The 26,086-nt window shown below is 54.2% G+C and carries 24 protein-coding genes; 13 read left to right on the plus strand and 11 right to left on the minus strand.

Annotated elements, in window-relative coordinates:
- Positions 1–4: 4 nt before the first annotated feature.
- Positions 5–418: a peptide-methionine (R)-S-oxide reductase MsrB gene (gene msrB, locus NG99_RS02060; protein ID WP_034887891.1), complete on the minus strand. Its 414-nt coding sequence runs from the start codon at positions 416–418 to the stop codon at positions 5–7.
- Positions 419–760: 342 nt separating this feature from the next.
- Between msrB and gapA the strand changes: the two genes are divergently transcribed.
- Together gapA and NG99_RS02070 are read left to right on the plus strand one after the other, a co-directional pair.
- Positions 761–1,756: a glyceraldehyde-3-phosphate dehydrogenase gene (gene gapA, locus NG99_RS02065; RefSeq protein WP_034887893.1), complete on the plus strand. Its 996-nt coding sequence runs from the start codon at positions 761–763 to the stop codon at positions 1,754–1,756.
- Between the two features lie 67 nt (positions 1,757–1,823).
- Positions 1,824–2,702 (plus strand): D-hexose-6-phosphate mutarotase, encoded by an 879-nt coding sequence (locus NG99_RS02070; protein WP_034887895.1) that lies wholly within the window; start codon positions 1,824–1,826, stop codon positions 2,700–2,702.
- 47 nt (positions 2,703–2,749) lie between these two features.
- Here the strand turns inward: NG99_RS02070 and NG99_RS02075 are convergent, their stop codons facing one another.
- Positions 2,750–3,601, minus strand: coding sequence for an aldo/keto reductase (locus NG99_RS02075; RefSeq protein ID WP_034888021.1), 852 nt, complete (start codon positions 3,599–3,601; stop codon positions 2,750–2,752).
- Positions 3,602–3,681: 80 nt separating this feature from the next.
- A complete protein-coding gene (locus tag NG99_RS02080; protein ID WP_034887897.1) occupies positions 3,682–4,431 on the minus strand; it encodes a MipA/OmpV family protein in 750 nt (249 codons plus the stop codon).
- A gap of 434 nt (positions 4,432–4,865) precedes the next feature.
- Here NG99_RS02080 and yeaG point away from each other — a divergent pair, with 434 nt between their 5' ends.
- From yeaG to NG99_RS02110, 6 genes are all read left to right on the plus strand, one after another.
- Entirely contained in the window at positions 4,866–6,800 is a 1,935-nt protein-coding gene (yeaG, locus tag NG99_RS02085; protein ID WP_034887899.1) for a protein kinase YeaG, read from the plus strand.
- 72 nt (positions 6,801–6,872) lie between these two features.
- Entirely contained in the window at positions 6,873–8,150 is a 1,278-nt protein-coding gene (locus NG99_RS02090; protein ID WP_034887902.1) for a YeaH/YhbH family protein, read from the plus strand.
- A gap of 285 nt (positions 8,151–8,435) precedes the next feature.
- Positions 8,436–10,178, plus strand: coding sequence for a potassium/proton antiporter (locus NG99_RS02095; protein ID WP_034887904.1), 1,743 nt, complete (start codon positions 8,436–8,438; stop codon positions 10,176–10,178).
- A gap of 89 nt (positions 10,179–10,267) precedes the next feature.
- Complete coding sequence (locus NG99_RS02100; RefSeq protein ID WP_034887907.1) at positions 10,268–10,501, plus strand: DUF1480 family protein; 234 nt, start codon at positions 10,268–10,270, stop codon at positions 10,499–10,501.
- 418 nt (positions 10,502–10,919) lie between these two features.
- A complete protein-coding gene (gene wbaP, locus NG99_RS02105) occupies positions 10,920–12,386 on the plus strand; it encodes an undecaprenyl-phosphate galactose phosphotransferase WbaP (protein WP_034887909.1) in 1,467 nt (488 codons plus the stop codon).
- A 136-nt stretch (positions 12,387–12,522) separates the two neighbouring features.
- The gene (locus NG99_RS02110) at positions 12,523–13,722 is read left to right on the plus strand and encodes a multidrug effflux MFS transporter (RefSeq protein ID WP_034887911.1); all 1,200 of its coding nucleotides are present in this window, start codon (positions 12,523–12,525) and stop codon (positions 13,720–13,722) included.
- Here the strand turns inward: NG99_RS02110 and dadX are convergent.
- Both dadX and NG99_RS02120 read right to left on the minus strand, forming a co-directional pair.
- Positions 13,715–14,785, minus strand: coding sequence for a catabolic alanine racemase DadX (gene dadX / locus NG99_RS02115; RefSeq protein ID WP_034887913.1), 1,071 nt, complete (start codon positions 14,783–14,785; stop codon positions 13,715–13,717). The genes NG99_RS02110 and dadX overlap by 8 nt on opposite strands.
- A 29-nt stretch (positions 14,786–14,814) precedes the next feature.
- Positions 14,815–16,110, minus strand: coding sequence for a D-amino acid dehydrogenase (locus NG99_RS02120; RefSeq protein WP_034887915.1), 1,296 nt, complete (start codon positions 16,108–16,110; stop codon positions 14,815–14,817).
- Positions 16,111–16,633: 523 nt separating this feature from the next.
- On the opposite strand from NG99_RS02120, the gene NG99_RS02125 reads away from it, so the two are divergent.
- Positions 16,634–18,169 carry a SpoVR family protein gene (locus NG99_RS02125; protein ID WP_034887917.1) on the plus strand — a complete coding sequence of 512 codons (1,536 nt, stop codon included), beginning with the start codon at positions 16,634–16,636 and terminating at the stop codon, positions 18,167–18,169.
- Positions 18,170–18,223: 54 nt separating this feature from the next.
- Here NG99_RS02125 and fadR read toward each other — a convergent pair whose 3' ends face one another.
- Positions 18,224–18,943, minus strand: a complete 720-nt coding sequence (gene fadR, locus NG99_RS02130) for a fatty acid metabolism transcriptional regulator FadR (RefSeq protein ID WP_034887919.1) — start codon at positions 18,941–18,943, stop codon at positions 18,224–18,226.
- 308 nt (positions 18,944–19,251) lie between these two features.
- On the opposite strand from fadR, the gene dsbB reads away from it, so the two are divergent.
- On the plus strand, positions 19,252–19,782 hold the full coding sequence (gene dsbB, locus NG99_RS02135; RefSeq protein WP_034887921.1) for a disulfide bond formation protein DsbB: 531 nt from the start codon (positions 19,252–19,254) through the stop codon (positions 19,780–19,782).
- Positions 19,783–20,145: 363 nt separating this feature from the next.
- On the opposite strand, the gene NG99_RS02140 is transcribed toward dsbB, so the two are convergent.
- The 4 genes from NG99_RS02140 to NG99_RS02155 all read right to left on the minus strand — a co-directional run bounded on the left by NG99_RS02140 (position 20,146) and on the right by NG99_RS02155 (position 22,848).
- A complete protein-coding gene (locus tag NG99_RS02140; RefSeq protein ID WP_034887923.1) occupies positions 20,146–20,586 on the minus strand; it encodes a YcgN family cysteine cluster protein in 441 nt (146 codons plus the stop codon).
- A 64-nt stretch (positions 20,587–20,650) separates the two neighbouring features.
- Positions 20,651–21,310, minus strand: a complete 660-nt coding sequence (locus NG99_RS02145; RefSeq protein ID WP_034887925.1) for a fumarylacetoacetate hydrolase family protein — start codon at positions 21,308–21,310, stop codon at positions 20,651–20,653.
- Positions 21,311–21,364: 54 nt separating this feature from the next.
- On the minus strand, positions 21,365–22,483 hold the full coding sequence (locus NG99_RS02150; protein WP_034887927.1) for a lytic murein transglycosylase: 1,119 nt from the start codon (positions 22,481–22,483) through the stop codon (positions 21,365–21,367).
- A gap of 98 nt (positions 22,484–22,581) precedes the next feature.
- Positions 22,582–22,848, minus strand: a complete 267-nt coding sequence (locus tag NG99_RS02155; RefSeq protein ID WP_034887929.1) for a YcgL domain-containing protein — start codon at positions 22,846–22,848, stop codon at positions 22,582–22,584.
- A 158-nt stretch (positions 22,849–23,006) separates the two neighbouring features.
- Here NG99_RS02155 and minC point away from each other — a divergent pair, with 158 nt between their 5' ends.
- Genes minC through minE form a run of 3 tightly spaced genes read left to right on the plus strand, consistent with a single transcriptional unit; the run spans position 23,007 to position 24,830 of the window.
- Positions 23,007–23,702 carry a septum site-determining protein MinC gene (gene minC, locus NG99_RS02160; RefSeq protein WP_034887931.1) on the plus strand — a complete coding sequence of 232 codons (696 nt, stop codon included), beginning with the start codon at positions 23,007–23,009 and terminating at the stop codon, positions 23,700–23,702.
- A gap of 42 nt (positions 23,703–23,744) precedes the next feature.
- Positions 23,745–24,557, plus strand: a complete 813-nt coding sequence (gene minD, locus NG99_RS02165; protein ID WP_034887933.1) for a septum site-determining protein MinD — start codon at positions 23,745–23,747, stop codon at positions 24,555–24,557.
- Positions 24,558–24,560: 3 nt separating this feature from the next.
- Positions 24,561–24,830, plus strand: a complete 270-nt coding sequence (minE, locus tag NG99_RS02170; RefSeq protein WP_034887935.1) for a cell division topological specificity factor MinE — start codon at positions 24,561–24,563, stop codon at positions 24,828–24,830.
- Positions 24,831–24,880: 50 nt separating this feature from the next.
- Here minE and rnd read toward each other — a convergent pair whose 3' ends face one another.
- A complete protein-coding gene (gene rnd, locus NG99_RS02175) occupies positions 24,881–25,990 on the minus strand; it encodes a ribonuclease D (protein ID WP_034887936.1) in 1,110 nt (369 codons plus the stop codon).
- Positions 25,991–26,086: the final 96 nt, after the last annotated feature.

The raw sequence follows: 26,086 nt of genomic DNA on the forward strand, positions 1-26,086 counted from the left end.
TCCGCTATCCTTTAATGTTATTGCCATCATCGTCAGAGAAACTTAGCGATGCGGAGTTCACACAGTAGCGCTCGCCGGTTGGCTGTGGACCATCAGGGAACACATGCCCAAGGTGCGCATCGCAGTTGCCGCAGCGGATTTCAATGCGTTGCATTCCGTGCGAGTCATCATCGATATAGCGGATAGCGTCGTCGCTGTGAGGCTGATAAAAACTCGGCCAGCCACAGCCTGAATCGTACTTAGATTCGGAGAGGAACAGCGGAGCATGGCAGATGAGGCAGTGATAAACCCCCTCGTCTTTGTTATGCAGCAGCTTGCCGGAAAAAGGCGGTTCGGTCCCGCGCTGCTGGGTGACATAGCGCTGCATCTCGCTGAGGTCGGTCTCTGGGCTGAATTCGTCAGGTGCTTTAGTAGCCATTTTTGCTGGTCTCTGGCAGTGTGATTCTGAAAATATCGGCTAGTATTCTAACAAATACTTAACAACGTCAGGGGATTTTTTCACCTCAGGCGGAATCTGAAAGTCACCCAAAGATGAAAATGTGACTCAGATCACCCTTTAATTGCATCACCCCTTTATATTCGGGCTGAATGACCCAAGATCAAGGTTTAGTGGTAGCGGCGGAAGGCGCTCAGAGGTGAATAATTCCTGTCCGCAGGTTTGATTTGTCGCAACTATTGAAGCGATTCCGCTTGACGCCTGGTAAGGATTTTGTAATTTTACAGCCAACCTTTTATTCACTAACAACAGCTGGTGGAATATATGACTATCAAAGTAGGTATCAACGGTTTTGGCCGTATCGGTCGCATCGTTTTCCGTGCTGCTCAGCAGCGTTCTGACATCGAGATCGTCGGTATCAACGATCTGCTGGACGCAGAGTACATGGCTTACATGCTGAAATATGACTCTACTCACGGTCGTTTCGACGGTACCGTAGAAGTTAAAGACGGCCATCTGGTTGTTAACGGCAAAACCATCCGTGTTACCTCTGAGCGCGATCCGGCTAACCTGAAGTGGAACGAAATCGGCGTTGACGTTGTTGCTGAAGCAACAGGTATCTTCCTGACCGACGAAACTGCGCGTAAGCACATCGAAGCAGGCGCGAAGAAAGTTGTTCTGACCGGTCCGTCTAAAGATGACACCCCAATGTTCGTCATGGGCGTAAACCACAAGTCTTACGCTGGCCAGGAAATCGTGTCTAACGCTTCCTGTACCACTAACTGCCTGGCGCCGCTGGCTAAAGTGATCAACGACAAGTTCGGCATCGTTGAAGCGCTGATGACCACTGTTCACGCTACCACCGCTACTCAGAAAACCGTTGACGGCCCGTCTCACAAAGACTGGCGCGGCGGCCGTGGCGCGTCTCAGAACATCATCCCTTCTTCTACCGGCGCCGCTAAAGCAGTAGGTAAAGTGATTCCTGAGCTGAACGGCAAACTGACCGGTATGGCGTTCCGCGTTCCTACCCCGAACGTTTCCGTGGTTGACCTGACTGCGCGTCTGGCTAAACCTGCTTCATACAAAGAAATTTGTGCAGCAATCAAAGCCGCTGCTGAAGGCGAAATGAAAGGCGTTCTGGGCTACACCGAAGACGAAGTGGTTTCTACCGATTTCAATGGCGAAACCCTGACTTCCATCTTCGATGCGAAGGCCGGCATCGCACTGAGCGATACTTTTGTTAAGCTGGTTTCCTGGTACGATAACGAAACTGGTTACTCCAACAAGGTCCTGGACCTGGTTGCTCACATCGCTAAATAAGCGTGGTGAACGGATACAGAGGGCGACTACGGTCGCCCTTTTTTTTCGCTGAAGGTAAGGATGACAGATGAACGAGAAAATCTTTTCGCTTCCGGTAATTGAACAGATAACCCCGTATATTTCCCAGCGTAAAATCGGCGAGCTGCCGATCATTACGATTGTCCATCCCAAAGTCCGGGCGGCCGTTACGCTACAGGGTGCGCATCTGGTGGCCTGGCAGCCAGCGGGCGAGAAACCGGTGCTCTGGCTGAGTGACAAAACCGCCTGGGCCGCGGGAAAGGCGATCCGCGGCGGGGTGCCGATTTGCTGGCCGTGGTTTGGACCGGCAGGCGAACCGGCGCACGGCTTTGCGCGCAGCCTCCCCTGGAAGCTCTCCGCCCATGATGAGAATGATGACAGCGTCATGCTGACGCTGGTGCTGGAAAGCAACGAACAGACTAAAAAGCTCTGGCCGCATGACTTTACGCTGTTCGCCCGCTTCCGCTTTGCCGATCGTTGTGAGATTGAGCTGGAGGCGCACGGTGATTTTGAGGCGACGGCAGCCCTGCACAGCTATTTCTCGGTGGCCGATATTGCTGGCGTTGAAGTTAGCGGGCTGGGCAACAGCTTTATTGACAAGGTGAATAACGGTAGCGAAGGAACTTCACCGGACGGTAAGCAAACCTACCCAGATCGCGTTGACCGCATCCATACGCAGCCGGAAGACTGTAGCGTGATTAACGACAAGGTCGGTAAGCGGGTTATTGAAGTGTATCATCACTATCAGAGTGACGTTGTCACATGGAATCCGGGACCAGAACTCTCCTGTAGCATGGGTGATATGCCGAATGAAGGGTATAAAACCATGGTCTGCGTTGAAACCGCGCACATTTCAACGCCACTGATTAGCGCAGGCGAATCCCCTTCTCGCCTGGCCGCCACCATCAGATTGCGTAAAAATGCCTGAATGGCGGACTCACGCACGGGGAAAGCGGATGCTTTCCCCGCCGTACCTCAGACAATATCCAGCGGCATTTTTTCCGTTGGTGCAGGAAAGGCCTGATTAATCGCTGACAGCTCTTCACTGGTCAGCATCACCTCAAGCGCAGCGGCATTTTCGGCAACGTGCGCCGCCGAGCTGGCTTTAGGAATGGCGATGACGCCCTCTTTGCGGATGGCCCAGGCCAGCAGCAGCTGGGGCACACTGATGCCCTTTTGTTGTGCAATGCCATTCAGCAGCGGATGCGCCATCAGGTCTCGCCGCAGTCGCCCAGCCTGAGCAAGCGGACAATACGCCATCACCGGAATCTTCCGCTGCTGGCACTCGGGAAGCAGATCGTATTCAATGCCCCGTGAAGCCAGATGGTAAAGCACCTGATTGGTTGCACAGGCCGCGCCGCCCTTTTCAGCAAGCAGCTCGTTTAAATCTTCACTGTCGAAATTAGATACGCCCCAGCGCACAATTTTTCCAGCACGCTGGAGCGATTCCAGCGCGGAGAGGGTCTCCTCAAGCGGCACGTTTCCCCGCCAGTGAAGCAGGTAAAGGTCGAGATAGTCTGTTTTCAACCGGCGCAGGCTTCGTTCGCAGGCCTCCGCCGCCGCCTCCACCCCGGCGTTCCACGGATAGACTTTAGAAACCAGCCAGGCACTCTCCCTGCGCCCTTTTATCGCCTCGCCCACCACCTTTTCAGCACCGCCATCTGCATACATTTCAGCCGTATCGATTAGCGTCAGGCCAAGTTCGAGGCCAGCCTGGAGCGCAGCAACTTCTTGCTTTCGCTGACTGGCATTTTCACCCATATACCAGCTTCCCTGGCCTATTGCAGGTAATGCCGTGCCGTCGGAAAAAATCACTTTTTTTGACATACTGTTCTCCCGCACCATTTTTGATCGCCGTAATTGTGCAAAAGGGCGCAAAGCGCCCTTTTTTAGTGCATGACGGTGAATCAGAAGGTATAGCTGATGCCAGTCCAGACGGTAACCTGAGAATTATTATCCACCATCGGACTGTCTTTCACTTCGCTGCTCAGTCGGGTATAACGCCCTGACAGCGTGGCATTCCAGTTCTGGTTAATGCTGTACGCGGCGGTCAGCTCCAGATAGGGGTTCCAGCTGCCGTCGGCTTCGTAGCTGTTCAGCCCACTGCGGCGCGATTCGCTCTTCGACACGCCATAGTAGTAGTCATTTTGATTGTCACTGCTGTAGAGTGCTCCAATACCCGGCGTCAACGTCACATCGCCGAACTGGAAGCGATACAGATAGCTCAGATCCCAGATAAAGCCGTCGCTGTTGTCCAGCAGGTCGCCAGCCAGCACCGTGCGCACAATCCCCCAGTCCGCGGTGTGACTGTAGCTGAGGCCGCCCATCATCGTCATATGGCGCTTATCCAGCGCTTTGAGGCGTTTGTCTTTGGTGTCGTCAGGGTCGAAGTTCTGTGGTGAGCCAAGCAGGGTCAGCGAAAGCTGGTTTGCCGGGTCTTTCCACAGGTAGTAACCAGCGCTCAGGCTGTGAATATAGAAGCTGTCGCCGTCGTAATTGACAATCGGGAACGGGTAGTAACGCCCTTCGCCACCTTTGTACGGGCTCTGGCTGTAAATCACCGAAGCGCCGAGGGTGAGCGGGTTGGCATGCGCTGGGAGCGCGATCAATCCACAGGGCAAAAGTACGGCAAGCGCGCTAACTTTGAAATAGTTCACAATTAATTCATTCCATAAATATAACAATTAAGTCATTAGTCTATCAGCACATTGCACTTTGGTTAAAAATTTACATACCCTGTAGCACGTAGAATCAATTCAGCCGTAAAGGAGGTAAAGAGCAATTGTGTTGGCTTATTTACAAAATTCAGCCAGCCCGCATCAGATAAGGTCATCGCCGCTACGGTTTCTGACTTTGTTGTTGAAATTGCATTGAAAATCGTTCCAGGTTCAGGAAATATCTTAAATGCCAACTACGCTTAAATGAGACATGCTAAATTTTGGCGGGCAGAGCAACCATAGGTTTTATGTATCCTGATAAAAAAATGTCAGGTTGGCATAAGGGTTGCTGTACCTGGTTATAAGTTCCTTCAGGAGCTAACCACAATTAGGCTCCTGGTACCTGTGCTAAAAAAGAAAGGACGGGCATCGCTATGAATATATTCGATCACTATCGTCAGCGTTATGAAGCTGCCAAGGACGAAGAGTTCACACTGCAGGAATTTCTTGCCGTTTGCCGGCAGGATCGCAGTGCATACGCCAACGCTGCAGAAAGACTATTAATGGCCATCGGTGAGCCAGTAATGGTTGACACTGCTCTGGAGCCACGCCTTTCCCGACTCTTCTCTAACCGTGTCATTGCACGCTACCCCGCTTTCGAGGAGTTCTACGGCATGGAGGAGGCAATTGAACAGATTGTCTCTTACCTGAAACATGCCGCTCAGGGCCTCGAGGAGAAAAAACAGATTCTGTATCTGCTCGGTCCGGTCGGCGGCGGTAAATCCTCGCTGGCAGAGCGGCTGAAGTCGCTGATGCAGCGCGTCCCTATTTACGTACTGAGCGCGGATGGCGAACGCAGCCCGGTGAATGACCATCCGCTGTGCCTGTTCAACCCGCAGGAAGATGCCAATATTCTGGAAAAAGAGTATGGCGTCCCTCGCCGCTACCTCGGCACCATCATGTCCCCGTGGGCGGCTAAACGCCTGCACGATTTCGGTGGCGATATCTCCCGCTTTAAAGTGGTTAAGGTCTGGCCTTCGATTCTGGAACAGCTGGCGATAGCCAAAACCGAGCCGGGTGATGAAAACAACCAGGACATCTCTGCCCTGGTGGGTAAAGTGGATATCCGCAAGCTGGAAAACCACGCCCAGAACGATCCTGATGCTTACGGCTACTCCGGCGCGCTGTGCCGGGCGAACCAGGGGATCATGGAATTCGTCGAGATGTTCAAGGCACCCATTAAAGTGCTGCATCCGCTGCTGACCGCAACTCAGGAAGGGAACTACAACGGCACCGAGGGGATTTCCGCCCTGCCGTTCAACGGCATTATCCTGGCGCACTCCAATGAATCTGAGTGGGTCACCTTCCGCAACAACAAGAACAACGAGGCGTTTCTCGACCGCGTATACATCGTTAAGGTGCCTTACTGCCTGCGCGTGTCGGAAGAGATTAAAATTTACAACAAGCTGCTCGACCATAGTGAGCTGACCCACGCGCCGTGCGCGCCCGGCACGCTGGAGACGCTGGCCCGTTTCTCGATCCTCTCGCGTCTGAAAGAACCGGAAAACTCCAGCACCTACTCAAAAATGCGGGTGTATGATGGTGAAAGCCTTAAGGATACCGATCCAAAGGCCAAATCTTATCAGGAGTACCGTGACTACGCTGGCGTGGACGAGGGGATGAACGGTCTGTCGACCCGTTTTGCCTTTAAAATTCTCTCCCGCGTGTTCAACTTTGACCATGCTGAAGTTGCCGCTAACCCTGTCCATCTGTTCTACGTGCTGGAACAGCAGATTGAGCGCGAGCAGTTCCCGCAGGATCAGGCTGAGAAATACCTGGAACATCTGAAGGGCTATCTGATCCCGAAATACGCTGAGTTTATCGGCAAAGAGATTCAGACGGCTTATCTGGAGTCCTACTCGGAGTATGGTCAGAATATTTTCGACCGTTACGTGACCTACGCCGACTTCTGGATTCAGGATCAGGAATACCGCGACCCCGATACCGGGCAACTGTTCGATCGTGAGTCGCTGAACGCGGAGCTGGAAAAAATCGAGAAGCCTGCCGGGATCAGTAATCCTAAAGACTTCCGTAATGAAATCGTCAACTTTGTGCTGCGTGCCCGTGCGCACAACAGTGGACGCAATCCTAACTGGACCAGCTACGAGAAGCTGCGGACGGTGATTGAGAAGAAAATGTTCTCTAACACTGAAGAGCTGCTGCCGGTCATTTCGTTCAATGCCAAAACGTCCACGGATGAGCAGAAAAAACACGATGATTTCGTTGACCGCATGATGGAGAAAGGTTACACCCGTAAACAGGTTCGCCTGCTGTGCGAATGGTATCTGCGAGTCAGAAAGTCGTCCTGATAGTTGCCTCAGAAGTCCATTTCAAGGGGTCGGGGAAACCCGACCCAGCTTGCAACGTTGTGTGGGGGAGTTATGGCCTATTTTATCGATCGGCGTCTTAACGGCAAAAATAAGAGCGCGGTGAATCGCCAGCGCTTCTTGCGCCGCTACAAGTCGCAAATCAAACAGTCGATTTCCGAGGCCATCAATAAGCGTTCGGTAACTGACGTTGAAAGCGGCGAATCCGTCTCTATTCCCATTGATGACATTAACGAACCGAGTTTCCACCAGGGGCGCGGAGGACAGCGCCATCGCGTGCATCCTGGCAATGACCATTTTGTGCAGAATGACCGGGTTGAGCGCCCTCAGGGCGGCGGCGGCGGTGGCAGCGGTCAGGGTAACGCCAGTCAGGACGGTGAGGGTTCGGACGAATTCGTTTTTAATATCTCCAAAGATGAGTATCTCGACCTGCTGTTTGAAGACCTGGCGCTGCCTAATCTGAAAAAAAATCAGCATCGTCAGCTGAACGAGTATAAAGTGCATCGTGCTGGCTATACCTCTAACGGCGTGCCGGCAAATATCAGCGTGGTTCGTTCACTGCAGAACTCGCTCGCCCGCCGTACGGCGATGACCGCCGGAAAACGGCGGATGCTCAGCGAGCTTGAAGCTTCGCTGGAAGCCATTGAAAAAGCCGAACCCGCCCAGCTGCTTGAAGAGGAGCGGCTGCGCAAAGAGATTGCCGAGCTGCGTGCCCGCATCAAACGCGTGCCGTTTATCGACACCTTCGATTTACGCTACAAAAACTTTGAAAAACGCCCGGAACCTTCCAGCCAGGCCGTGATGTTCTGCCTGATGGATGTCTCTGGCTCAATGGATCAGGCGACCAAGGATATGGCTAAGCGGTTTTATATTTTGCTGTACCTGTTTCTTAGCCGGACCTATAAAAACGTCGACGTGGTCTACATCCGCCACCACACTCAGGCGAAGGAAGTCGATGAGCAGGAATTTTTCTACTCGCAGGAAACCGGGGGCACGATTGTTTCCAGCGCTCTGAAGCTGATGGATGAGGTAGTCAAAGATCGCTACGACCCGGCGCAGTGGAATATCTACGCTGCGCAGGCCTCGGATGGTGATAACTGGGCTGATGACTCACCGCTGTGTCATGAGATCCTCGCCAAGAATATTCTGCCGGTAGTGCGTTACTACAGCTACATTGAGATCACCCGTCGGGCGCATCAGACCCTGTGGCGTGAATATGAACATTTGCAGGCGATGTTCGATAACTTCGCCATTCAGCATATCCGTGAGCCTGAGGATATTTATCCGGTGTTCCGCGAACTGTTCCACAAACAGGCCGAAGAGAACTATTGATAGTGCCGTTCTGCTCCAGAAGCCAGTGACCGCGTTGCTGGCTTCGCTCTCCCTGCCGCTAAAGACCACAAAACGCCCCTTTCGCCCTCTTTTACAATCAATCCGTTAAATAAACCCCGTTTAATGCGCACTGAACGGCATTCGGCAGCCAACATTTTGAGTTATTATCCGTTATTAGCGCAGATTTCAATTCGTACTGCATAAAATACGCCAATATTTTGACAAGCAGGGTGCTCTTACAACACACTGTTAAAGAAAGCCTTTATCACACAGGAGAATGATGCCTTGGAAGCCAGCGCTATTTACAGTTTGTTTATTATCGGTTCCGTGCTGGTCGCCGCAAGCATTTTGCTGAGTTCTTTCTCATCCAGGCTTGGCATTCCGATTTTGGTCATTTTTCTTGCGCTCGGCATGTTGGCTGGCGTTGATGGCATCGGCGGCATCGCTTTTGATAACTATCCTGCTGCCTATCTGATCAGTAACCTGGCGCTGGCCGTAATTCTGCTGGATGGCGGGATGCGCACCCAGGCAAGTTCGTTCAAGGTGGCCCTTGGCCCCGCGCTGTCACTGGCGACAATTGGCGTACTGATCACTGCCGGCCTGACCGGTATGGCGGCCGCGTGGCTGTTTAACCTGAACATGATTGATGGCTTCCTGGTTGGGGCCATCATCGGCTCTACCGATGCGGCAGCGGTCTTTTCACTGCTGGGTGGTAAAGGGCTGAACGAGCGTGTCAGCGCAACGCTTGAGATCGAATCTGGCAGCAATGACCCGATGGCGGTATTTCTGACTATTACCCTGATCGAGATGATCCAACTGGGGGAGACCAGCCTGAGCTGGATGTTTGTGGTGCATCTCATTCAGCAGTTCGGCCTGGGGATCGTGCTGGGATTAGGCGGCGGCTGGGCGTTGCAGCAGCTGATTAACCGGGTTTCGCTGTCCAGCGGCCTCTATCCTTTGCTGGCGGTCAGCGGTGGCATTCTGGTGTTCGCTCTGACTACCCTGCTTGAGGGCAGCGGCATCCTGGCGGTGTATCTCTGCGGTTTCGTCCTGGGGAACCGCCCTATCCGTAACCGCCACGGAATTTTGCAGACCTTTGACGGCATGGCCTGGCTGAGTCAGATCGGCATGTTCCTGGTGCTGGGGTTACTGGTTAACCCGAAGGATCTGTGGAATATTGCGCTGCCCGCCATGCTGCTCTCGGCCTGGCTGATCCTGTTTGCCCGTCCTTTATCGGTGTTTATTGGCCTGCTGCCGTTTCGGGGTTTCAGTACCCGCGAGCGTTTCTTCATCAGTTGGGTTGGCCTGCGTGGGGCGCTGCCGATCATTCTTGCGGTGTTCCCGATGATGGCCGGACTGCCGCACGCTCCGCTGTTCTTCAATATCGCCTTCTTCGTGGTGCTGGTCTCGCTGATGGTTCAGGGCACCTCGCTGGGCTTTGCGGCAAAGAAAGCCCGCGTTATCGTCCCTCCAACGGCTTCACCGATCTCGCGCGTAGGACTAGATATCCATCCTGAAAACCCATGGGAACAGTTTGTCTATCAGATCGGCGAGGACAAGTGGTGCGTGGGTGCAGCCCTGCGGGATCTGAAAATGCCCAGGGAAACCCGGATTGCCGCGCTGTTCCGCGACAATTTACTGCTGCACCCTACCGGTAATACCCGCCTGCACGAAGGCGACGTACTGTGCATTATTGGCCGGGAGAAAGACCTGCCCGAACTAGGGAAGCTGTTCAGCCAGTCACCTGCCGTTTCGCTGGATCAGCGCTTCTTCGGCGACTTTATCCTACAGGCCGATGCGCGGCTGCACGATGTCTCAGAAATCTACGGCATTGACCTTGATGCTGAAACCAACGATCGGCAGACGCTTGGTCATCTGATTGCCAGCATGATCGGCGGCGCGCCGGTAGTGGGCGACCAGGTAGAGTGGAAAAATATGGTCTGGACCGTGGCGGAGAAAGAGGCCAACGAGATTATGAAAATTGGGGTGCGCGTAGCGGATGAGAAGGAACAGGCCCGACAGGGGTAAGACAAGGAATATTCCTGGCTCCGACGGCTAGATCTCCCGGAGATAACGACTACGCTTAAGGTTCGTGTCTGGTCAGAAAGGAGAATATCATGGGTCATGTCGTTAAGATTGGTCGCTATGAGATCGTCGATGCCGAACTGGATGCGCACAATGTGGATACCGTCAGCATTCCCTGTATTACCAATCCTGGCCTGAGCACTCAGCTCGACGGTTGGGATGATGAAACCAGCGTCCCCGCGTGGATCGACGGTAAACCCGTCGATTTAGCCATCGGCCATTATGACAAACAGCAGGATCGTTGGATACTGAAAAAACCCGCCTGAGACGTTTGTCTCTTTCACCGTTGCGGCGCCTTGCGACGGTGAACTCTTCATTAAATTGCCTTCCTGCTGTTATTAATCCGTCATAAAAATACGGGGTTAGCGCTATTTAGCCGCTTCGTTTACTTTTTGTTTTTGCTAATTTTATTTTGTTCACTTTCTCCTCGCTTTTAGGAATTTCCCGTATTAACTAACGCAAATAACTCCTGCATACTCGTTGAACTGCTTCATGATGAAACAGTGTTATATTAATGTTGCAATATATCCTGGTACTGTTTCCTTTGCCTTTTCGCCCTGAATGCAGCGATCCACCAAGAATAATTTATTGATTCTATGGGAATTAGCGTTGATAACGTTACTCCTGAACGCGTGCTTGAACCTCGTCAGGCTACTGATTCTTAATGAAAAGAGAGCAGGCATTATGGCAAGTACTCTGGTACTGAATAACCGTCGCCGCGCTTTTAGCGGCACACGAAAAAACATTATTGCCAAGGTTGCATTAAGTCTTTCAGATTTAATCTCTATTAACCTGGCACTGTTTTTATCTGCGGCAACCGTGAAAGGTATTTGGGGTAATTTAGATATCTTTATTCCCCCTCAGGAAGTGCAGATTCGCTTTACGGCGCAATTTGTCATGTCAATTGTCTGTACCGCCTGGTTCTGGATGCGGCTGCGCCACTACACTTATCGCAAACCTTTCTGGTTTGAATTAAAAGAAATTATCAAAACGTTAGTGATTTTTTCACTATTGGATCTGGCGCTGATTGCCTTTTCAAAGTGGGACTTCTCACGGACGATTTGGAGCTTCACCTGGACCTACGCGTTGATCCTGGTGCCGCTGCTGCGTTCAACCGTCAAGCACGCGATCCTGAAAGCTGGCCAGTGGCAGAAGCAGACCATTATTATCGGCTCAGGTAAGAATGCCCGCGAAGCCTATGCCGCGCTGCAAAGTGAAGAGCTGCTGGGTTATGAAGTGAAGGCGTTTGTTGCCAGCAATGGACATAACGGCGCAGAGAGCCTGCACGGCGTTCCGGTCATTACCTCCAGGGATATCGTCTGGGATACGGTCGATCTGGAAAATACTCAGTTCATCGTGGCAATGGAATATGAACAGCAGGCCATGCGCGATAAGTGGCTGAAGCTGCTGTCGAAGAAGAAGTGCCGCTCGGTCTCAGTGGTGCCTACGCTTCGCGGCGTGCCGCTGTACGGGACGGACATGTCCTTTATCTTCAGCCATGAAGTGATGATTCTACGGGTCAGCAATAACCTGGCTAAACGCTCATCCCGCTTCCTCAAACGGACTTTTGATGTTGTGGTTGCCTCGCTGCTGCTGCTGTTCCTGGCTCCGGCCTTTGCCCTGATCTGCTGGATGGTAGGACGCGACGGCGGCAATAAAATTTATGGTCATGAACGCGTGGGCCAGGACGGCAAGAAATTTAAGTGCCTGAAGTTCCGCTCAATGGTCACCAACTCGCAAGAAGTTCTCGAAGAATTGCTGGCAACCAGCGAGGAAGCCCGTGCCGAGTGGGATAAAGACTTTAAACTGAAGAACGACCCGCGCGTGACCAAAATCGGTGCCCTACTGCGTAAAACCAGTCTGGATGAACTGCCGCAGCTGTGGAACGTGATCAGGGGCGAGATGAGCCTGGTCGGGCCCCGCCCGGTTATTGAAGCAGAGCTTGAGCGTTATGCCGGAGATGTTGATTACTATCTGATGGCCAAACCGGGCATGACCGGCCTCTGGCAGGTCAGCGGTCGTAACGATATCGACTATGATACGCGCGTCTATTTTGATTCCTGGTACGTGAAGAATTGGGCGCTATGGACCGATATTGCCATCCTGTTTAAAACCGCCGGTGTGGTACTGCGCCGCGACGGCGCTTACTAAAACGTGATAAGTGAGAGTTATGCCAGCTAAGGGCATAACTCTCACCATGAAGAAAATTATCTTCTCTCCCCTTTCCTTTTTCCGCCGTTATCTCTACCCTTTGCGACTTGCTTTATAACGGATGCCGTCACGCACGATGCAAAAATTTACCCTTCTTCTTCTCAGCCTGGTACTTCTGGCCCCGCTGGGCATTGACCTTTACCTGCCAACCCTGCCAGAGATTGCGCTGGGTCTGAACACGCCGGTCACCACCATCCAGACCACTATCCCGATTTTTCTGCTGGTGATGGGACTGGGGCAAATTGTCGCTGGCCCGCTGGTCGATAATCTCGGCAGGAAGCCCATCGCGCTCGCCGGGCTGCTGCTGTATCTGCTGGGCAGCGTTCTTGCCGCCTCGGCAACCGGCTGGCCGCAGTTTCTCACCGCGCGTATTGTTCAGGGCTGCGCGGTGTGCTGTACCGCCGTGGTCGCCTTTAGCGGCGTACGCGACCGCCTTGAGGGCGATGAGGCGGCCAGAGCCTATGGTTTCCTCAACGGCGCGCTAAATATCGTCCCCGCTCTGGCCCCGATGCTCGGCGGTTTTCTGGCCGATGCCTTCGGCTGGCGTGCGCCCTTCTGGTTCCTGACGGGGTATGCCCTGGTCATTGGTCTGCTTATCGTCAGATTCCTGCCCGAAACTCGCCCGGCGGGCACGCTGGCAGTGAAGGGAATCCCCCTGCGACAGTATGCGCACATCCTGCGGGAACCGCGTTTCCTGGCCTTTACCTTTGCCAATGCGGGCGCGATGGGGATGGTGCTTACCTATGTCTCGCTGGCGCCACAGGTGCTGATGACCGAAGGCAAGCTGACGGCGCTACAGTTTTCCATCGCGTTTGGCGCTAACGGTTTCTGGATCATGCTGGTAAGCGTGCTGGTCAATAAAATGATCCGCAAACTGGGGCGGCCGATCTGTCTGGCGATTGGCAGCCTGGCGATGGCTCTTGGCGCGGTGACAATGTTGACCGGGATGGTTATTTTCCCCGCAGCCATGCAGAGTAGCTGGCCGCTGTATATGTTGCCGGTGGCGATTTCTGTCGCCGGTCTGGCCTTTACGGTCGGTCCCGCCACCAGCTATGCGCTGGAGCCTTATCAGCAGCAGGCTGGGGTGGCCTCCGCTCTGGCAGGCTTTATTCAGATGGCGGGAGGGTCTTCGGCGGGCCTGCTGGCGATGGCCCTGCCGCTGAATGAGAAGCTGGCGCTGAGTACCATGATGATCGTCGGCGCGGTGCTGGCTGCACTGGCGTGGCTGTGCAGTAAAAAAGTGCGCGGCACGTTGACCGCGCTGAAATCTAGCTGACTTTCACCGTTACCCGCGGCGCCAGAGCACACATCAGCTCATAGCCTACGGTGCCGGACGCCGAGGCGACCTCGTCAATTTTGACATTGTCGCCCCATAGCTCGACCTGGCTGCCGATACCCGCCTGCGGGCAAGGCGTCAGGTCAACGGTAATCATATCCATAGAAACGGCGCCGACCAGTTCACTTCTGACGCCGTCCACCCAGACAGGCGTTCCGGTTGGCGCATGGCGCGGGTAACCATCCGCATAGCCACAGGCGACCACGCCGATGCGCTGTTCCCCAGCCGCGCGATAGCGCGCGCCATAGCCCACCGCGTCACCCGATTTCAGGTTCTGGATGCCGATGATCTCGCTGTTCAGGGTCATGGCGGGCTTCAGCCCGCTGCTGGCAATATCCTGCCATTGCCCACTCGGCGATGCGCCGTACAGAATAATCCCCGGTCGAACCCAGTCGTAATGGGTATGCGGGTGCCAAAGCGTAGCGGCGGAGTTAGCCAGCGAGCGCGGGCAATCCAGCCCTTCGGCAGCCCGCTCAATACGCTTCATCGGCTCGATGATGCCCTCACTACGCTCAGACTCGGCAAAATGCGCCATTAGCGTCATTTCGCCAACGTTTTCGAGCGCGCGCAGTTTGCTCCAGGCCTGCTGAACCTGCTCGGGCTGAAAACCGAGTCGGTTCATGCCGCTGTTCATCTTCAGATAGATATCGAGCGGCGCAGAGAGTTTCGCTTTAGCCAGGGCCTGAATCTGCCAGTTGCTGTGCACGCTGGTCGTCAGGCGGTACTGGTCGAGGATCGCCAGCTCATCGGGGTGAAAGAAACCTTCAAGCAGCAGGATGGGCTGCTTCCAGCCGCGCTCGCGCAGCAGGATGGCCTCTTCAAGGTTCAGCAGCGCGAAGCCGTCGGTGCCAGCCAGACTTTGCCAGACGCGGTCGATACCGTGCCCGTAGGCGTTGGCTTTCACCACTGACCACAGGTGGGAATGAGGTGCAGCCTGGCGGGCAACCGCCAGGTTATGTCGCAACGCATTAGTGTCGATAGTTGCGACAATCGGACGAGACATAACTTCTCCTGGTTCTCAATGCGGGCAAATTAGCGGGCCGTGTGCAGCGTCTGGCCCGACGTTGGGTAAAATCCCGGCAGATAACGCATCACCGACAGATCGTCTGCGGCAATGGCAGGGCTGTTTCCAGAGATGATATCAGAAAGTAGCTGGCCCGATCCGCAGGCCATGGTCCAACCGAGCGTTCCGTGACCCGTGTTGAGATAAAGATTTTTCAGCGGCGTCCGGCCGACAATTGGCGTACCGTCTGGCGTCATCGGACGCAGCCCGGTCCAGAAGGTTGCCTGCGCCGTATAGCCACCTTGCGGGAAGAGATCGCCCACCACCATCTCTAACGTTTCGCGCCGTGCGGGCAGAAGTTTGGTGTTATAGCCGACAATCTCGGCCATTCCGCCCACGCGGATACGATTGTCGAAGCGGGTAATCGCAACCTTGTAGGTTTCATCCAGCACCGTTGAGATCGGGGAAGCCTGTTCGTCTTTGATTGGGAGGGTCAGGGAATAGCCCTTTAAGGGATAGACAGGCACGTCAACCACCCCTTTAAGCAGCCCGGTCGAGTAAGAGCCAAACGCCACCACATAGGCGTCCGCCGTCACCACTTCCGCGCCACATTTCACGCCCGCAATCTGATTCCCCTCCAGCAACAGGGCGTCGACCGACGTATTAAAGCGGAAAGTGACCCCGGCGGCGCTGGCCATTTCAGCGAGGCGCTGAGTGAAAAGTTGACAGTCGCCCGTTTCATCGTTCGGCAGGCGCAGGCCCCCCGTAAGCTTATGCTGAGTGGCGGCCAGTGCCGGCTCGACGCTGGCCAACTGGGCCGCCTCCAGCAGTTTGTAGGGAACCCCCGCCTCTTTCAGCACGGCAATATCTTTGGTCGCGCTTTCAAACTGCTGGGCGGTGCGGAACAGCTGGAGCGTCCCGCCCTGCCGACCTTCATAAGCAATGCCGGTTTGCTGGCGCAGCGCCTTCAGGCAATCACGGCTGTATTCCGCAATGCGCACCATGCGGCCTTTATTTTCCTGATAGTGCCGCATATCGCAGTTGCGCAGCATTTGCCACATCCATTCAAGCTGAAAGCGGCTGCCGTCCGGGCGTACAGACAGCGGAGCATGGCGTTGAAACATCCACTTAACGGCTTTCAGCGGCACGCCCGGCGCCGCCCAGGGCGCCGCGTAGCCCGGCGAAATCTGCCCGGCATTGCCGGCGCTGGTTTCCAGCGCCGCGCCGGGCTGGCGATCGATAACCGTAACCTGATGCCCCGCCTGAGCCAGATACCAGGCGCTCGCTACGCCAACCACACCACTACCCAGAATGACAACACGCATAGCCGCACCACCGCCGTTTAAAAAGAGGAATAAACTGGTTTGTTGCCAACGCCCCGGTCGAAAACACTACAAGGAAACAGGCAACATCGCACTGACATATTTCACATGTTTTTTAGCCGAAAGGGTAATAAAAAGAAGGTGGAGCAGGATATTTGGAATTTAATACTGCCGAACCCCGGTTTTAAGCAGCATATAATTACAAATCAGGCGTTTTCGTCCTTTCTCAGCAGAAAGCCTTCGCTTCAGATCTTTCCCTTATATACAGGATATAATCCTGCCTGATTGGCCATCTGGCGTATTTCACCTGACGTTAAAATGATTTTTCCTTTCCGGCTCTATTTTCTGTCGAAAATTTCCATTGTATTCAACCGAGCGATCGGAGAGAGTGAACTATCATTGAGGTATTGGCTTTAATTCCTGGCTTGCCTTTGCAGTCGCAGCGCATCGGCAGGTCAACATAAAACGGACGTTTTGCCGCTACGTGTTGTAACGTCGAACACCGGTTTTAAAAAAGGGGTGCGCAATGACGACTATCTTTGACGAGGCCATTAAGGACAGCAAACGTCTCAGTGATGGACCGGACTGGACCTTCGACCTGCTTGATGACTATCTGCAAGAGATCGATCGGGTAGCCAAGCTGTACCGGCTTGAAACCTATCCTCATCAGATTGAAGTAATCACCTCAGAACAGATGATGGATGCCTATTCCAGCGTAGGGATGCCCATCAACTACGCGCACTGGTCCTTTGGCAAAAAATTTATCGAAACGGAACAGCGCTACAAGCATGGTCAGCAGGGCCTGGCGTATGAGATCGTCATCAACTCTAATCCCTGCATTGCTTATCTGATGGAAGAAAATACCATTACCATGCAGGCGCTGGTGATGGCGCACGCCTGCTACGGCCACAACTCTTTCTTTCGTAATAACTACCTGTTCCGTAGCTGGACAGACGCCAGCTCGATTGTTGACTACCTGATTTTCGCCCGCAATTACATCACCAAATGCGAAGAGCGTTATGGGCTTGAGGAAGTTGAAAAGCTGCTCGACTCCTGCCACGCGCTGATGAATTACGGCGTTGACCGCTACAAACGCCCGCAAAAAATCTCGCTACAGGAAGAGAAAGCCCGTCAGCAAAGCCGCGAAGAGTACCTGCAAAGCCAGGTGAATATGTTGTGGCGCACGCTGCCCCGTCGTGAGAGGGAGCTTTCCCAGACCGAAGCGTCCCGCTACCCTTCCGAGCCGCAGGAAAACCTGCTCTACTTTATGGAGAAAAACGCGCCGCTGCTGGAGTCCTGGCAACGCGAGATCCTGCGTATCGTTCGCAAGGTGAGCCAGTATTTTTATCCGCAGAAGCAGACCCAGGTGATGAACGAAGGCTGGGCGACGTTCTGGCACTACACCATTCTTAACCACCTGTATGACGAGGGCAAAGTCTCCGAGCGCTTTATGCTTGAGTTTCTGCACAGCCATACCAACGTGGTTTATCAGCCGCCCTACAACAGCCAGTGGTATAACGGAATCAATCCCTATGCGCTCGGCTTTGCGATGTTCCAGGATATTAAAAGGATTTGTGAACAACCAACGGAAGAGGATCGCTACTGGTTCCCGGACATTGCCGGCAGCAACTGGCTGGATACGCTGCACTTCGCCATGCGTGAATTTAAGGACGAAAGTTTTATCAGCCAGTTCCTGTCACCGAAAGTGATGCGCGATTTCCGCCTGTTTACCGTAATGGACGATGACCGCAATAATTTCCTCGAAATTGCCGCCATCCACGACGAGGCAGGCTATCGGGCAATCCGCCAGCAACTGTCGGCGCAGTATAACCTCAGCAATCTGGAACCGAACATCCAGGTCTATGACGTTGATCTGCGCGGCGACCGCTCCCTGACGCTGCGCTACGTGCCGCACAGCCGCGCGCCGTTGGATAAAAGCCGCAGAGAAGTGCTGAAGCATGTGCACCGCCTGTGGGGATTTGACGTCCATCTTGAGCAGCAGAACGAAGACGGCAGCACCGAGCTGCTGGATCGCTGCCCGCCGCGCCCTCCCACACTGTAATTTCGCCATAAAAAAAGCCGGTTCAGAAGGAACCGGCTTTTTCCTGTGCGTCATTTAACGGCGCTGCGGCGGCAAATCCGTCGGCATACTGTTTTGCATCCCGTGCCAGATTTCCCCGCTGCGGCGGCCATAATCGCGCACCGCATCGACAATTTTATCAAACTGTTCGTTCTGACAAATAGTCAGCAGCTGCTGGTAGAAATCACGCGCCAGCTGGCGAGCTTCAGGATTAGAGAAATAGTGCCTGCCCACTCGGGTATAAAGTCCTTTAAGCCCGTTGAGGATCAGCCCATAAATCGGGTTGCCTGAAGCGAAAGCCAGCCCGCGGAAAATGCTGTAATCAAGGTCAGTATAAGACTCGGCCTTATCCTCAACGTTCTGTGCGGTTAGCAGCACTTCTTTCGCCTTATCCGGGTATGTTCGGATCGCGCGCCGGATGAAGATTGAGGAAATATTGGTACGCACGGCCAGCAGATTATCGATCAGCTGCGGGACGCTGTCATGATCGAGCCGTGCCAGCGTTTCGAGAATGCTCAACCCGGAGGTTTCCCAAAAATCATTCACCCTGGTAGGCTTACCGTGCTGGATGGTCAGCCAGCCGTCGCGAGCCAGACGCTGAAGGACTTCACGCAGGGTGGTGCGGGTAACGCCAATTAACTCGGAAAGCTCACGCTCTGCTGGCAAAATCGAACCCGGTGGAAAGCGGTTATTCCAGATGCTTTCAATAATATACTCTTCAGCGAAACCCGCAGGGCTCTGCGCCTTAATGACCATAGCGTTCTGTTTCCGTTGCGTTCATAACTGCAAATATTGGGCTCATCATACCAGATGCCCTGAGGATGACATAGAGCGCCTTCTGGCTAAAACCGTGACCATCACGCAAAAATCCCAAAAAGACCGGGTAATTTCACGATACGTCAGGGAGTTCCATTCATTACCTCTGCCAGAAGGTCACGAAACGGATTTATTTACAGGTGGTTTAACTTAAGTCATTTTCGGCGCTAAATTTTCTGCTGGCAACGCTGGCACAAGGCGCCTTTTAGTTTACACTGCCGTTTGAACGCCCATCACATGGAATGATTATGTTGCGATATCTGAATAGCTGTTCCCGCGGCCGCGGAGCCTGGTTATTAATGGCCTTCACTGCTTTTGCGCTGGAAATGGTCGCACTCTATTTTCAGCACGTTATGATGCTAAAACCCTGCGTAATGTGTATTTATGAACGTTGCGCCCTGTTTGGCATAATGGGCGCAGGGCTGGTGGGCGCAATTGCGCCGAAAACGCCGCTGCGCTGGGTTGCCATCCTGCTATGGATTTACAGTGCCTGGGAAGGTGTTCGTCTCTCGTGGGAGCACACCATGATCCAGCTGCACCCGAACCCGTTCGTCACCTGTGATTTCGCCGCCCGTTTCCCAGACTGGCTGCCGCTGGACAAGTGGCTGCCGTCGGTGTTTGTCGCTAGCGGCGACTGTGCTGAAAGATCCTGGACCCTGCTGACGCTGAGTATGCCGCAATGGCTGGTAGGCATTTTTGCCGCTTATCTGCTGGTGGCGCTGCTGGTGCTGATTGCTCAGCCCTTCAGGCCGAAAAAACGCGATCTGTTCTCACGCTGAACCTCATTTTCGCGCATTGAGCCCGCTGCCAGCGGGCTTTTTTGTGGCGGCCATTCACCGCTGACGGACAAATTATTTGAAGGATGCGGATTACGCTACTAAGCTGAAAATACGCAAAAAAACCAAAGGAATCGATAGTGAAACCGCTCGCATTTATTCTCGCCCTGGCGTGCTCCGCCGCCGTTCTTTCAGCCTGCGCTCCGCGTGACGATTTACACTCTGCTCCTCCGGCACCTCCCGGCGGTCAGCAGCCTGTGGGCGCGCCTGGTGGAGGCGGTCCGGTGGGTCAGCCTCAGGGCTGAGCTGTTTTCTTCCAGCCAACAGCAAAAAAGCCGCCCTGTTCAGAGGCGGCTTTTTTGCTTATCAGCGGTGAGGCCGGTTGATAATGTGGTCTTCCCAGTCCCGCACTTCACTCTCCCGCACGGCAATGTGGCGTACCGAGATGCGCGCGGAATGCATTGCAGCCTTAGAGCCGCTGCGTAAAGGATGCCAGACCGGCAAATTTTTGCCTTCAGCCAGCATACGGTAAGCGCAGCTTGGCGGCAGCCAGGAGAACGTTGGCAGGTTCTCGCGCGTCAGCTTGATGCAGTCCTCTTCATACTCGAAGCGGCGCTCATAGTTGCGACACTGGCAGGTTTTAATGTTTAGCTGGTTGCAGGCGACATTAGTGAAATAAATTTCATCCGTATCGGCATCCTGCAGCTTGTTAAGGCAGCACTGGCCACAGCCGTCACACAAGGATTCCCATTCCTCATCACTCATTTGTTCCAGCGTTTTCCGCTGCCAGAAAGGGGTCTCAGTCATGTTCGGCGTCCCGTTTTAGTAAAAGCCCGCACCTTATATCCAGTTCGGGCTTCAGATGCAAGCCTTACAGCACGCGGGTCGCCACGCCGTGACCGCCCAGCGACACTTCCAGAGTATCGCCAGAGGCCATTGGGCCCACGCCTTCCGGCGTCCCGGTCAGGATGATATCTCCGGCGCGCAGGGTGAAGAACTTGCTCATGTAGGCAATCAGCGGCAGAATTTTATGGATCATATCTTCGGTGCTGCCCTGCTGACGCACCTCGCCATTGACCACCAGCTTCAGCTCAACGTTCTGCGGATCGGCATCGAACTCGCCAGCCGGGATAAAACCGGATATTGGACAGGCGTTATCAAAACCTTTGGCTTTTTCCCACGGCTGCCCGGCCTTTTTACAGCCAGCCTGCACATCGCGCAGCGTCAGATCCAGCGCAACGCCGTAGCCGGCAATCGCTTTAGCCACATGCTCTTCGGTCGCGTGCTTCAGGGTGGAGCCAATCAGCACGGCCAGCTCCACCTCATGGTGCACAGCGCCAAGATCTTTCGGGATCGACAAAGGCTGACGAATATCGCACAGCGCCGTTTCGGGCTTAATAAACAGCACCGGTTCGGACGGCGTGGCGCTGCCCATCTCTTTAATATGTTTGGCATAGTTACTGCCCACGCACACCACTTTGCTTACCGGATAGTCCAACAAAGCGCCCTGCCAGTTATGATGCTGATACATACTGTTCCCCTGCCTGCGTTGATGTGTAAGAGCCCGTGTGGGCCACTCGTTCCGTTATTGTGCTGCTGATGTTTGAGCCGTTTGTTGCTGAGCAATCGCGTCAGCCATCATGCCGATGCTGATGGCGAAATAATAAGACCGATTCCAGTGCATAATGGTGCGAAAATTGTCATAAACCATGAATGCCCGTCCCGGCACGTCGTCAGGCAGGATAATCCAGGCCCGCTGACTGCTGTCCGGCAAGGCGCTGTCGCTGTTGAGACGGACGCCCAGCTTTTGCCATTCGCCGACGGTTTTCGCCTGCGCCTCTTTCAGGCCAGCCAGCTCCGGCGTAAAGTCCACCGGCAGCACCACCTCCCTTCCCCAGCTTTCACCTGGTTTCCAGCCTTCCTGCGCCAGGTAGTTAGCCGTAGAGGCAAATACGTCGTCCACGCTATTCCAGATATCAATGTTGCCGTCGCCGTCGCCATCTTTGCCATAGCGCAGAAAAGAGCTGGGCATAAACTGATTTTGCCCCATCGCGCCGGCCCAGGAACCTTTCATCTCGTCCGGCGCGATCTGCTGCTGTTGCATAATTCGCAATGCCGCAATCAATTCGTTAGTAAAGAACGCTTCGCGGCGGCCTTCAAACGCCAGCGTGGAGAGCGCCGAGATCACCTCTTCTCTGCCCTGAATTTTACCAAAGCTACTCTCCATCGCCCAAAGCGCAATGATATATTGCGACGGCACGCCGGACTGCTGGCTTATCGGCATCAGTTGCCCCTGATAGCGCTGTAAATTGTCACGTCCCTGCTGAATTTTCTTATCGGGCATCACTTTGGCGAGGTAGTCGCTGAGGGTTATTTTCTGCTCCGGCTGGTTACGGTCAGACACAATGGCGCGATCGACAAAATGAACGTCGGCAAAAGCGGCGGTCAACGTTGCCGGATCGATTCCCTGCCGGCTAGCCTGCGCTTTCAGCTGCTCAACATAGGCAGGAAACTGCGCCGGATCGCGCCCGGTGGTGGCCAGAGTGGCTTTGGCCGGCTGCTGAAGAAAACCGCCCTGAGCGGGGGCTGGAGCGGCAGGTTTCGCGGGGACGGGCGCTTCTGGCGCGGGAGCCGCGCTGTTTTTAGCGGCGCAGCCGGCCAGAATCAGGGAGAAAATAATGCTGCCGAGGGAGGTGAGCTTCATGCGGGCATCCTTTTGTTACCTGTGCCGCCACAATTTAAATCTAAAAGACTGGGCCCGTAGCGGCGTTATATTTTGCAGATGATTCCTAATTAGTTCTTCTACTCTTTTGCAAGATGAGTCTTAAGCAGACTTTCAACTGGAGGCGGAACCTGTAAATAATAGCCCTGCTCTTCGAGCATAGCTTTCACTTTCGTCAGGTCAGCGTTAGCCAGCTTCTTACTGCCGTCCAGCGGCAGCAGCATCGCCAGCTGCGGTTTTCCGAAGCCCTGCATCAGTTCGGCGGGAACGCGAGAGAAATCGTCTTTTTTTTCGACATAAAGATAAGTCTGGTCACGTTTGGGGCTTCTGTAGATCACACAAAACATATTTTTTACTCGAATTAACCTGGATGGTGACTTGCCTGAATATAGTAGTAACTATAACATGCTTGCAGAACTTCGGAATATTGTCCCAACTCGATTAAATGTCCTTTTACTGACATAATTTCGCTGGGATATGAAATAACAGGACTGAGCCGGGACAGATGTCGCAAACGCCAATCGAGTTAAAAGGCAGTAGTTTTACTCTGTCTGTTGTGCACCTTCACCACGGCGACCCCGATGTGGTTCGTCAGGCGCTACAGGATAAAGTCAATCAGGCCCCAGCCTTTCTGAAAAATGCCCCGGTAGTGCTCAACGTTGCCTCGCTGAGCAGTGAGGTCAACTGGCGTCTGATGCAACAGGCCATCACCTCGACCGGGCTGCATATCGTTGGCGTTAGCGGCTGCAAAGACGAGGCGTTAAAACGCATCATCAGCCGGGCCGGGCTACCGCTGTTGTCGGAAGGGAAAGAGCAGAAAAAAGCCGTTGAGGTGATCGAACCGGTCAAGCCAGCGGCTGAGCCTCCGGCCTTCAAGACCCGCGTAATCAATACGCCGGTGCGCTCCGGCCAGCAGATTTATGCCAAAAACAGCGATTTGATCGTCACCAGCAGCGTCAGCGCCGGGGCAGAACTTATCGCCGACGGGAACATCCACATTTACGGCATGATGCGTGGTCGCGCGCTGGCTGGCGCCAGTGGCGATCGCGAGTGCCAGATTTTTTGCACCAGCTTGTCAGCTGAATTGGTTTCCATCGCCGGTGAGTACTGGATTATGGACCAAATTCCGGCCGATTTTTTTGGAAAGGCGTCACGCCTCTGCTTAAGAGACGGCGCAATGACTATACAGCCCCTGAACTGAGCCAGGCTCACGAGCCCTTTCTTTTCTTAAGGAAATTATTTTATGGCACGCATTATTGTTGTTACATCGGGTAAAGGAGGCGTGGGCAAGACCACGTCCAGCGCGGCCATCGCTACCGGTTTAGCCCAGAAGGGTAAAAAGACCGTCGTTATCGACTTCGATATCGGTTTGCGTAACCTCGATCTGATTATGGGTTGTGAGCGCCGCGTGGTGTACGATTTCGTGAACGTGATTCAGGGTGATGCCACGCTGAATCAGGCGTTGATTAAAGATAAGCGCACCGAGAACCTGTTTATTCTGCCTGCGTCGCAGACCCGTGACAAAGATGCGCTGACCCGCGAAGGCGTTGAGAAAGTTCTCGACGATCTTGGCAAGATGGACTTTGATTTTATCGTCTGCGATTCGCCTGCGGGCATCGAAACCGGCGCGCTGATGGCGCTCTACTTCGCCGATGAAGCCATCATCACCACTAACCCGGAAGTCTCTTCCGTGCGTGACTCAGACCGTATCCTCGGCATCCTGTCTTCCAAATCCCGCCGGGCGGAAAATGGGCAGGACCCGATTAAAGAGCATCTGCTGCTGACTCGCTACAATCCGGGCCGCGTAAGCCGTGGCGATATGCTGAGCATGGAAGACGTGCTGGAGATTCTGCGTATTCCGCTGGCTGGCGTCATCCCTGAAGATCAGTCGGTGCTGCGCGCCTCTAACCAGGGTGAGCCGGTGATCCTGGACAATGAGTCCGACGCGGGCAAAGCCTATTCCGATACCGTTGACCGTATTCTCGGTGAAGAACGTCCCTTCCGCTTCATTGAAGAAGAGAAGAAGGGTTTTCTGAAACGCCTGTTTGGGGGATAAACCATGGCCTTACTCGATTTCTTTTTATCCCGGAAAAAACCGACAGCCAATATAGCCAAGGAGCGGCTGCAAATTATTGTGGCAGAACGCAGGAGGGGCGACAGTGAGCCCCACTATCTGCCGCAGCTGAAGAAGGATCTTCTGGAGGTGATTTGCAAATACGTGAAAATTGATCCAGAAATGCTGAGCGTTAAGCTGGATCAAAAGGATGATGACATTTCGATTCTGGAGCTCAACGTGACGCTTCCGGAGGCAGAAGAAACGCCTAAATGATCCTCTCCTGCGCCTGTTTTTCCCCTGCTTGCTGAGCAGGGGAAAAACCTTCAGTACGCCTTCAGGATCGCTTCGATGCCGTCGTGAAGCAGTTCACCCCGCCAGCCGTCTATCAGCTCAGGCTTTCTGTCCGCCGGTTTAAGCCGCCAGTGCCAGCTCAGCAGCTGATTGATTTGCCGACGTGAAGCCAGCAATTCCTGGCTGACGCCCTCTTTCTCCGCGACTTCGGCCATCAGCGCCTTCAGCTCTTTAAATACTTTCTTATATTCCGGGTTATCTATCAGGTTAGCCAGCGGCTCCGGCAGCTCGCTCTCTTCCAGCGTCTCTGCCTGGGCGACCATCGCCACCAGCGCTTTACCGTGGAAACGAATCTCCTGTCCGGCCAGACCTAATTGATCCAGCTCGCCCAGTGAACCAGGCATGTAGCGCGCCACCTTCCACAGATTCTCTTCCCGCACCACGAAATTCACCGCCATGTCTTTTTCGCGAGCCAGCTCCAGCCGCCAGGCGGCCAGCAGGCGCAGAGCCGCCAGCTGGCGCGGTTTCAGCTGCCATGCATTGGTGATATCGCGCCAGGCGTCTTCGGGCGCTACCACCCGCTGACGACGCTGGCATAGCAGGCTGCACTCATTCAACGCGGCCGGGAGTTTGCCCGACGCTTGTGCCTCAGCCATCAGCTTGTGGGCAATCGGCAGCAGGTAGAGCACGTCGGCGGCGGCATACTGGCACTGTTTTTCCGTCAGCGGACGGGCGAGCCAGTCAGTGCGGGATTCGCTTTTATCCAGCGCAATGCCGGTGAAGGATTCGACGATAGTGGCAAATCCACAGGAGAGAGGTCGGCCGGTAAACGCCGCCAGAATTTGCGTATCGATCATTGGCAGCGGCAGCACGCCGAATTCGTGCAGAAACACTTCTAAATCTTCACTGCCAGCGTGCAGAAACTTGATCACCTGTTCATCCAGCAGCAGATCGCGGAACGGCGTCCATTCACTGATTGGCAAGGGATCGATGAGCGCAATCTGCTCTCCGTCATACAGCTGGATCAGCCCAAGGCCGGGATAGTAGGTGCGGGTTCTGACGAATTCGGTATCCAGCGCCAGTGCCGGAACCTGACGGGCGCGGTGACAAAGGTCAGCCAGCGCCTCGTTGGTAGTTATCATGGTGTAATTCAAAATGGTCCTCTCGCTGCGGCGTTTCGCGCCTCAGTGTCATCTCAATAAAAACGCCGGCTTGACCGGCGTTTTAGCGTTCTCAGA

This window comes from Erwinia typographi (genome assembly GCF_000773975.1).
In the GTDB taxonomy this organism is placed as follows: domain Bacteria; phylum Pseudomonadota; class Gammaproteobacteria; order Enterobacterales; family Enterobacteriaceae; genus Erwinia; species Erwinia typographi.